The sequence below is a fragment of the Frigoribacterium sp. Leaf172 genome, from assembly GCF_001424285.1.
Taxonomy (GTDB): domain Bacteria; phylum Actinomycetota; class Actinomycetes; order Actinomycetales; family Microbacteriaceae; genus Frigoribacterium.
Genome location: NZ_LMPB01000003.1, coordinates 293,591 through 299,744 on the forward strand (window position 1 = coordinate 293,591; position 6,154 = coordinate 299,744).

The 6,154-nt window shown below is 70.4% G+C and carries 6 protein-coding genes; all 6 read left to right on the forward strand.

Going from position 1 to position 6,154, the window contains the following annotated elements; genetic code table 11:
• Positions 1 to 99: 99 nt before the first annotated feature.
• The 6 genes from ASF89_RS12965 to ASF89_RS12990 all read left to right on the forward strand — a co-directional run bounded on the left by ASF89_RS12965 (position 100) and on the right by ASF89_RS12990 (position 5,987).
• Entirely contained in the window at positions 100 to 771 is a 672-nt protein-coding gene (locus tag ASF89_RS12965; protein ID WP_156463416.1) for a DUF2291 domain-containing protein, read from the forward strand.
• The gene (locus ASF89_RS12970) at positions 768 to 2,330 is read left to right on the forward strand and encodes a sugar ABC transporter ATP-binding protein (RefSeq protein WP_055795415.1); all 1,563 of its coding nucleotides are present in this window, start codon (positions 768 to 770) and stop codon (positions 2,328 to 2,330) included. The genes ASF89_RS12965 and ASF89_RS12970 overlap by 4 nt, the downstream gene beginning before the upstream one ends.
• A complete protein-coding gene (locus ASF89_RS12975; RefSeq protein ID WP_235476344.1) occupies positions 2,327 to 3,496 on the forward strand; it encodes an ABC transporter permease in 1,170 nt (389 codons plus the stop codon). The genes ASF89_RS12970 and ASF89_RS12975 overlap by 4 nt, the downstream gene beginning before the upstream one ends.
• A 35-nt stretch (positions 3,497 to 3,531) precedes the next feature.
• On the forward strand, positions 3,532 to 4,524 hold the full coding sequence (locus tag ASF89_RS12980; RefSeq protein ID WP_055795416.1) for a D-ribose ABC transporter substrate-binding protein: 993 nt from the start codon (positions 3,532 to 3,534) through the stop codon (positions 4,522 to 4,524).
• A 97-nt stretch (positions 4,525 to 4,621) separates the two neighbouring features.
• On the forward strand, positions 4,622 to 5,599 hold the full coding sequence (locus tag ASF89_RS12985) for a sugar-binding transcriptional regulator (protein WP_082490014.1): 978 nt from the start codon (positions 4,622 to 4,624) through the stop codon (positions 5,597 to 5,599).
• Between the two features lie 97 nt (positions 5,600 to 5,696).
• Positions 5,697 to 5,987, forward strand: a complete 291-nt coding sequence (locus ASF89_RS12990) for a DUF4190 domain-containing protein (protein WP_055815473.1) — start codon at positions 5,697 to 5,699, stop codon at positions 5,985 to 5,987.
• Positions 5,988 to 6,154 lie beyond the last annotated feature (167 nt).

Here is a 6,154-nt window from a genome sequence, read left to right on the forward strand (position 1 = left end):
CTGCGAACGGAGCAGCGCGATGATGCGTGCCGTCCCCCACGACCCCCTGGTGAGCCCCTGCCGGGCCCTCGCCACGCCGACCCCCTCGGCGGTGTCCCGATGAGCGCCGCTCCGGTGTCGACCCGCACCACCCGGTCGGGCCGCAGCACCTCCCGCAAGCGCAACCGCACCATCGCGACCGTCGCCGTGCTGGCCGTGCTGCTCGTCGCCATGGGACTCAGCACCAAGGTCGTCGGCGCCGACTCCGATCTCGGCGCGGGCCCCGAGGCCTTCTCCGCCGAGGCGTGGGGCGCCGAGAACTTCCCCACCATCCAGGAGGGCATCGCCGAGCGGGCCGTCCCCGCCGACGAGCTGGCGACGGCGATCCTCGCCGACCCGACGGCGGCCGGCGCCGAGTACGGGGTCGACGCGGGCACCGGCCCCGAGATCTCCACCACCTTCACGGGCACAGTGGGCGCCGGCGAGGCCGGGATCTACCCCGTGACGGTCGAGGGCGTGCCGAGCGACATCCTCATCCGCATCCAGACCGGGCCGGCCATCAACGGCACCGACCTCCGCGACGCGACGGGCACCGTCGAGTTCGGCCAGTTCACGAACCAGATCGACTACCAGGACGCCGCGTCGGCGCTCAACGAGCAGCTGAAGAGCACCGTCCTCGACGGCATCGACACGACGGCGCTCGAAGGCCAGACGGTCGAGGTCACGGGCGCCTTCCAGCTCATCAACCCGGCCGGGTGGCTCGTCACGCCGTCCGACCTGGTCGTCCAGTGAGCACCGTCGACGGCTCGGTCGCCTCCGCGAAGGGCGCACCGGCGGCCACCGGAGACGTCGTGCTCGAGGCGGTCGACGTCGTCAAGACCTACGGGGCGACCCGGGCCCTGAAGGGCGTGGGGTTCTCGATCCACCGCGGCCAGGTGACGACCCTGTTCGGCGAGAACGGCGCCGGCAAGTCGACCCTCATGAAGATCCTCTCCGGCGTCGAGCAGCCGACCTCGGGCGACATCCTGCTGCACGGCGAGCCGGTCGTCTTCGACGACACCGTCGACGCCCGCGAGCACGGCATCTCGATCATCCACCAAGAGCTGAGCCTCGCGCCGAACCTGTCGGTGCGCGACAACATCTTCCTGGGGCGCGAGATCCAGGGGCCGACCGGGGTCGACTACGCCGAGGAGGCGCGGCAGGCCAAGGCCGTCCTCGACGAGCTCGGCGAGGACATCGACCCGGCCACCACCGTCGCGGATCTCCGCCTCGGTCAGCAGCAGCTCGTCGAGATCGCCCGGGCGCTCTCCGTCGACGCGCGCATCCTGATCATGGACGAGCCGACCAGCGCGCTCAGCGCCTCCGAGGTCGAGGTGCTCTTCACGGTCATCCACGACCTCACGGCCCGCGGCGTCTCGATCGTCTACATCTCGCACCACCTCGAGGAGGCGCTCGAGATCACCGACCACGCGGTCGTGCTCCGCGACGGTGCCGTCACGGCCACGGCCGTGGCCGCGGACATCGACCTCGCCTGGGTGGTCCGGGCGATGGTCGGCGAGGGGTTCGACCTCGGTTCGCCGCCCACCGGCTACGAGTTCGGCGAGGTCGCGCTCTCCATCCAGGGCGTCACCGTGCCCGACCGCGACATCCCGGGTCGAAACGTCGTCGACCACCTCGACCTCGACGTCCGGGCGGGCGAGATCGTCTGCCTCTACGGGCTGATGGGCGCCGGTCGCACCGAGCTGCTCGAGGCGGTCGCCGGGCGCAACGCCGTCAGCGCGGGGCGCATCCTGAAGAACGGACGCGACCTCGCGGGGCTCTCGATCGCCGAGCGCATCGACGAGGGGCTCGGCCTCGTCCCCGAAGACCGTCAGCGCGACGGGCTCGTGCAGACCATGACCGTCGGCCGCAACATGTCGCTGGCGAGCATCGGCTCGTTCGTGAAGGGGCTGTTCCTCTCCGGGAGGCGCGAGGTCGATCTCGTGACGGACTCGATCCGCACGGTGCACGTCAAGACCTCGGGTGGCGACGCCATGATCGGGTCCCTCTCCGGCGGCAACCAGCAGAAGGTCGTCATCGGCAAGATGCTGGCGACCGATCCCGACGTGATCCTGCTCGACGAGCCCAGCCGCGGCATCGACATCGGGGCCAAGGCCGAGGTGTTCCGTCTGCTCGCCGAACGGGCCCGCAACGGACTCGCCGTCGTGTACACGACCTCCGAGGTCGGCGAGTGCCTCAGCATCGCCCACCGCATCGTCGTGCTGAGCCGCGGGCGCATCTCCGCCGAGTTCGGCGCCGACACCACCAAAGAAGCCATCATGGCCGCCTCGGGCGAGGCCGTGATCTCGTGACCACCACCGAACGGAAGTCCACCATGACCACCACCGCGGCCGGGCAGCGACGCCCCGCCCTCTTCGCCGACGGGTTCGACCTCGGTCGCCTCCTGCTGCAGGGCCGGGCGTTCTTCGCCCTCATCGCCATCATCGTCGTGTTCTCGGTGCTGTCGCCGAACTACTTCACGGTCGGCAACCTGCTGACCATGTCGTCGCACGTCGCCGTCTACGCGATCCTCGCGATCGGCATGCTGCTGGTCATCCTCAACGGCGGCATCGACCTCTCGGTCGGGTCGACGCTCGGCTTCTCGGGCGTCATCGCCGGGTTCCTCATGAACGGCGTCGCCATCGGGGGCACCACCCTCTACCCGGCGCTCTGGGTGGTGGTCGTGCTCTCGTGCGGCATGGGCGCCTTCATCGGCCTCATCAACGGCGTGCTCGTCGCCCGGTTCAAGGTCGCCCCCTTCGTGGCGACCCTCGGCATGCTCTACGTCGTCCGCGGCGTGGGTCTGCTCATGACGAACGGCCTCACGTACAACGACCTGGCCGGCGACCCGGCCCTCGGCAACACCGGCTTCGACTGGCTCGGCTTCAACCGCCTGCTCGGTCTGCCCATCGGCGTCATCGTGATGATCGTCGTGGCGGTCGCGGTCAGCCTGCTGCTGAACCGCACGGTCTTCGGCCGCTGGCTCTACGCCTCGGGCGGCAACGAGAGGGCCGCCGAGCTCTCGGGCGTGCCGGTCAAGCGCGTCAAGGTGCGCGTCTACGTGCTGTCGGGTCTGTTCGCCGCGATCGCCGGTCTGATCCTCTCGTCCGAGCTGACGAGCGCCAGCCCCACCGCCGGCAACTCGTACGAGCTGACGGCCATCGCGGCCGTCGTCATCGGCGGGGCCGCGCTCTCGGGCGGCATCGGCAACGTGCGCGGCACGCTGCTCGGCGCCTTCGTGATCGGGTTCCTGTCCGATGGCCTCGTCATCATCGGGGTCTCGTCGTACTGGCAGACCGTCTTCACCGGCGCCGTCATCGTCCTGGCCGTGCTGCTGAACGCCGTCCAGTACAAGGGCAAGCCGAAGCGCCCCCGCGGCGGTGGTCGCGACCGCGACTCCGCCGCCCCCTCGACCCCTTCTCCCTCCACCGACGCCACGGCACCCGCCGGCGCCGTCCCCGAGAAGACCCACGGTTGACTCCCGTCGACCGAACACAGCGAAAGGGAAACACAATGAACCGCAAGCTGGCAACGGTGCTCGCCGCGGGCGCGGGCCTCACGCTCGTCCTCTCGGGATGCGCCTCCGGAACAGACTCCGACGCCGGATCGGGCGCCTCCGGCGACTCGGCCGAGGGCGGCCTCATCTCGATCATCGTCAACGACCCCTCGAACCCGTACTGGCAGACGGAGGGCAACGTCGCCGAGGCCGAGGCGAAGGCCCTCGGCTACGAGGCCAACGTCGCCGCCTCGAAGGGCGACACGAACACCGAGAGCAACCTGATCGACACGGCCATCACGAACAAGTCGGTCGCGATCATCCTCGACCCGGCCAACGCGTCCGGCTCGGTCGGCGCCGTGAAGAAGGCCGACGCGGCCGGCATCCCGGTGATCCTCGTCAACGCCGAGATCAACGAGACCGGTCTCGCCAAGGCGCAGCTCGTGTCGAACAACGCTCAGGGTGCGGCCCTCGGCGCGCAGCAGTGGGTGAAGGACGTCGGAGACACGGGCGACTACGCCGAACTGTTCGGAGCCCCCTCCGACAACAACGCGCAGACCCGCTCGAACGGCTACGCCACGGTCATCTCGCAGTACCCGGGTCTCACCGAGGTCGCCGAGCAGGTCGGCAACTGGGACCGCACGCAGGGTCACGACAAGATGCAGTCGATCCTGCAGGCGAACCCCGACATCACCGGGGTCATCTCGGGCAACGACGAGATGGCGCTGGGAGCCATCGCGGCCCTGAAGGAGGCCGGCAAGCTCGAGCAGGTCAAGGTCGGCGGGTTCGACGGATCGCCCGACGCCGTCGAGGCCGTCAAGAACGGCGAGCTGCAGTACACCGTCCTCCAGCCCGTCGCGACCTTCGCCAAGAAGGCCGTCGAGCAGGCGGACTCCTACATCCGCACCGGTGAGACCGGCGCCTCCGAAGAGAAGCAGGCCTTCGACTGCATCCTCATCACGAAAGAGAACGCCGACAAGGTCACCGAGCCCTTCACGCTCTCCGAGTGATCCCGCGGCCGGGTCGACTCCGATCGGGGGTCGGCCCGGCCTCCTCCGCCTCACGTCCCGATCTCGCAGCTCGAGCACGGACAGGGGGCGGACTCGCATGACCGACACGACGGACCGGGTGGGCGCTCCCGCCCCGAGGGCCGGGGCGACCCGCTTCCCCCTCGCGCTCGTCTACCAGGCGGCGCGGCTCTACTACCTCGACGACGTCCGCCAGTCCGAGATCGCGGTCCGGCTGGCGATCTCGCGGCCGACCGTGAGCCGCCTGATCGCCGAGGCGCGCCGCTCGGGCATGGTCCGCATCGACGTGATGGATCCCTCCGTCGACGAGACGGCCGTCCTCGCCGCGAGACTGTCCGCCGCCCTCGATCTCCGCTGCGTGCACGTCGCGCCGAGAACCCACGCATCGACCCTCGGCACCGACCTGGCCGCCTCCGTGACCGCGGCCATCTCCGACATGGGGCTGGCCGCCGGCGACGCCCTGCTCGTCTCGCTCGGCCGGACCATCTACGACGTCGCGCGCTCCGGCCTCCTGCCCCCTCTGCCGGGCGTCGAGCTGGTGCCGACCGCCGGGGGGCAGACCGAGGCGCTCCCGTGGTTCCAGACGAACGAGATCACCCGCCTGGCCGCCGAGTCGTCCGGCGCCCGACCCACGTTCCTCTTCGCGCCGGCGCTGCCGAGCCCCGCCATGCGGGCGACCCTCGACGACGACTCGACGTTCCGCCACGTCCTCGGTCTCTGGGCCGGGGCCCGGGGCGCCCTGCTCGGGATCGGCGCGCCGACCAGCTCGCGGCCCGTGCTGCCGCAGGCCGTCCCAGCCGACCCGGCGCTGTTCGCCGACGCCGCGGGCGACGTCTGCTTGAACTTCTTCCGGGCCGACGGCTCGGCCATCGAGTTCCCCGGCAGCGGCCGGATGGTGCGCACCTCGCGCGAGACCCTCGCGGCCATCCCCTTCGCGGTGGGCGTCGCCGTCGGCCGAGACAAGGTGACCAGCATCGTGGGGGCTGCTCGAGGTCGTCTCATCACGGGTCTCGTGACCGACGCAGCGACAGCGCGGGCGGTCCTCGAGTCCCTCTGACGACGTCGTGGCCCCTGGCTCGCCGTTGTGGGTATCTTCGGATCCGTACCGGGCCGTTCGATCACGACGGCCCCTCCACGCCACGACAGGGGAACCCATGACCTACGCTGACTCGACGCCCGACGCCACCCCGACCTCGCGGTCGAAGACCATGGCGGTGCTCTCGCTCGTCTTCGGCATCGTGAGCATCGTGCTGAGCCCGTTCCTGCCGATCCTCTGGATCCTCCTGGCGATCGCCGCCGTCGTCCTCGGCTTCCTGTCGCGCAAGCGCGAGAACGCCCGCACGATGGCGCTCGTCGGCATCATCCTCGGCTTCGTCGGCATCGCCGCGAACATCGCGTCGATGGTCCTCGGCGCGATGATCGCCACGCAGTACATGCAGGGCTGATCCATTCCGAAGGGGCCGGGCGTCAGCCCGGCCCCTTCGTCGTCTCCGCGGCCGAGGAGGCGCGCCGTCGGTCCGCCGTCGGCCGGCGTTGGTAACAGGCCGATAACGAAGCGTGTTCGTCCCAATCTCTTTCGACACCGGTGGCGAATCCTTTTCATCCCCACCGG

Bases quoted from the DNA above. Each gene is read 5' to 3' on its own strand.
- ASF89_RS12980 (WP_055795416.1), top strand. From the start codon at position 3,532: ATGAACCGCAAGCTGGCAACGGTGCTCGCCGCGGGCGCGGGCCTCACG.
- ASF89_RS12965 (WP_156463416.1), top strand. From the start codon at position 100: ATGAGCGCCGCTCCGGTGTCGACCCGCACCACCCGGTCGGGCCGCAGC.
- ASF89_RS12990 (WP_055815473.1), top strand. From the start codon at position 5,697: ATGACCTACGCTGACTCGACGCCCGACGCCACCCCGACCTCGCGGTCG.
- ASF89_RS12985 (WP_082490014.1), top strand. From the start codon at position 4,622: ATGACCGACACGACGGACCGGGTGGGCGCTCCCGCCCCGAGGGCCGGG.